Source organism: Streptococcus intestinihominis, assembly GCF_046824975.1.
GTDB lineage: Bacteria > Bacillota > Bacilli > Lactobacillales > Streptococcaceae > Streptococcus.
The window spans coordinates 60643-62346 of record NZ_JBKQBL010000001.1; the positions used below are offsets into that span (position 1 = coordinate 60643).

General features: G+C 40.8%; 2 protein-coding genes, 1 pseudogene and 1 riboswitch. All 3 genes and pseudogenes read right to left on the reverse strand.

What is annotated here, in order from left to right; all coding sequences use genetic code 11:
• Window positions 1-503: phosphatase PAP2 family protein (locus ACLOR3_RS00305; protein WP_412036877.1), on the reverse strand; the 503-nt coding region annotated here is incomplete at its 3' end.
• Complete coding sequence (locus ACLOR3_RS00310; protein ID WP_195323678.1) at window positions 493-1050, reverse strand: ECF transporter S component; 558 nt, start codon at window positions 1048-1050, stop codon at window positions 493-495. The genes ACLOR3_RS00310 and ACLOR3_RS00305, both read right to left, overlap by 11 nt.
• A 216-nt stretch (window positions 1051-1266) precedes the next feature.
• A riboswitch (FMN riboswitch) is annotated at window positions 1267-1501 on the reverse strand.
• 85 nt (window positions 1502-1586) lie between these two features.
• Window positions 1587-1704: pseudogene (locus ACLOR3_RS00315) on the reverse strand (tRNA (uridine(34)/cytosine(34)/5-carboxymethylaminomethyluridine(34)-2'-O)-methyltransferase TrmL); the annotation flags it as partial.

Below are 1704 nucleotides of genomic sequence, written 5' to 3' on the forward strand. Positions count from 1 at the left end.
ATCACCATACAAAGGAAGAGGGCAAGCTGAGCCAGGACTTTCCCGACTTGAGAGGTCATCCGTTGCCCTACCACAATGATCAAACTACCAAATACGAGGGTGGCTGCCAAGGAGTGGCCACTTGGGAAAGAATAGCCCCCTTCTTGGACCAAATGTTGAAGTGCTGGCCGTGGACGTAAATAGATGTGTTTCAGGATCACCACGAGTAATCCAGTTGTAACCAAACTCCCGGTGAGGAGGAGGGCCTCCGTATACCATTTCTTCCAGACAAAGAAGAGGACGATAACGCCAACCCAGGATGCAACAATTGGTGTGTTCATCAGCACTGTTACACGGGTAAAGAAGGCTGTCAAATAGGCTGGTAAATCCCCGCGAATAGCCGATTGAATCGGTTGATCGATTCCGACTAAATTTTCAGGATAAAATTTGACTACATAGCCCAGAATCATAAATAACAAAAGGGCAAAAGAGCCCTTTAAAAAATGAGATTGTTTATTTTTCATAGATTTTAAGTAGGGGCTGTACGACAGTGTATACCATCCAGAAGGTCACAGCCCAAATCAGTCCTTCTATTAGATTAAAGGGAACAACCATACTGAGAAGATACTTTTCAACTCCGACCATCTTTGCTATGTCAAAACCAACAAATTTAGCATAGAGAGGGATGGCATAATAGTAATTGACTAGGAGCATGGAAATGGTTAAACCAATGGTCCCAACTAGACTAGCAATCACAAACCGAACCTGGTTTTTCTTCTTATTCCAAATGACTGCAAATGCTAAGACAAAGACTAAGACAGCAATTATGTTAACTGGTAAGCCAACCAAGGTCTCAGCTCCTCGACCATTCAAAACCAACTTGAGAACCGATCGAATCAAAACCACCACAACTGAGCTCTTCAAATCTAATAGAACTAAGGCGAGTAAGATTGGAATCGTACTAAAGTCAACCTTTAAAAAATCAATCCCTATTGATAGTTGATAAAACATCAATAGAAAAGAAAGTGCAGATAAAACAGCCACTAGGGTCAGTTTACGAGTATTTGTCATCACAGGTTCCTCCAATTTTTACTAAAATTAGAAGAAGTTGGAAAGATTCCCTTAACCTTATTCTATTTCAATCGTTTTAAAGAAAACTTAAACAGTTCCTTGGTACTTGATCAAAAAAGCCCTGATGCTACAAGTAAAAAGCGCAAAGACTAATTTCTTATAAAATCAACAAAATTTCCATCAAGTCCATCGTCAAAAAGAACAGGTTTGTTCCTCTCTCGTCTTCTCCCATCCAGACTATACTGTCGGTTGTGGAGTCACACCACATCAGCTTGCGCTCGCGGACTTCTTTTAGACTATGGAAATGGAGATTTTTCTTTTAGACGAGGCGACAAGCTCTAGGCATAACTTCTAGTTAGGCAAAGCTTGGCAACAAAGTAGAAAAGGAAAAGAGCATTTCCTAGTAAAAGTCACCGCCGGTCGGGAATTACACCCTGCCCTGAAGACTCCTTAATCATAACAAAAAACACCTGCTATTGCAAGTGTTTTGTAATATCAAAAGTTACAACGAAACTCCTTTTGTAAAGAGTCTCTTCCTACTTCAACTTATCTCCCTCATACTGATGGACCAGCTCTAAGCCTGCAAACTCCTGTTGTCTGAGGGCTTCATAAACAATCATACAAACGGTATTGGAGACATTCAAGCTTCGAACA

Bases quoted from the DNA above. Each gene is read 5' to 3' on its own strand.
- ACLOR3_RS00310 (WP_195323678.1), bottom strand. From the start codon at position 1,050: ATGACAAATACTCGTAAACTGACCCTAGTGGCTGTTTTATCTGCACTT.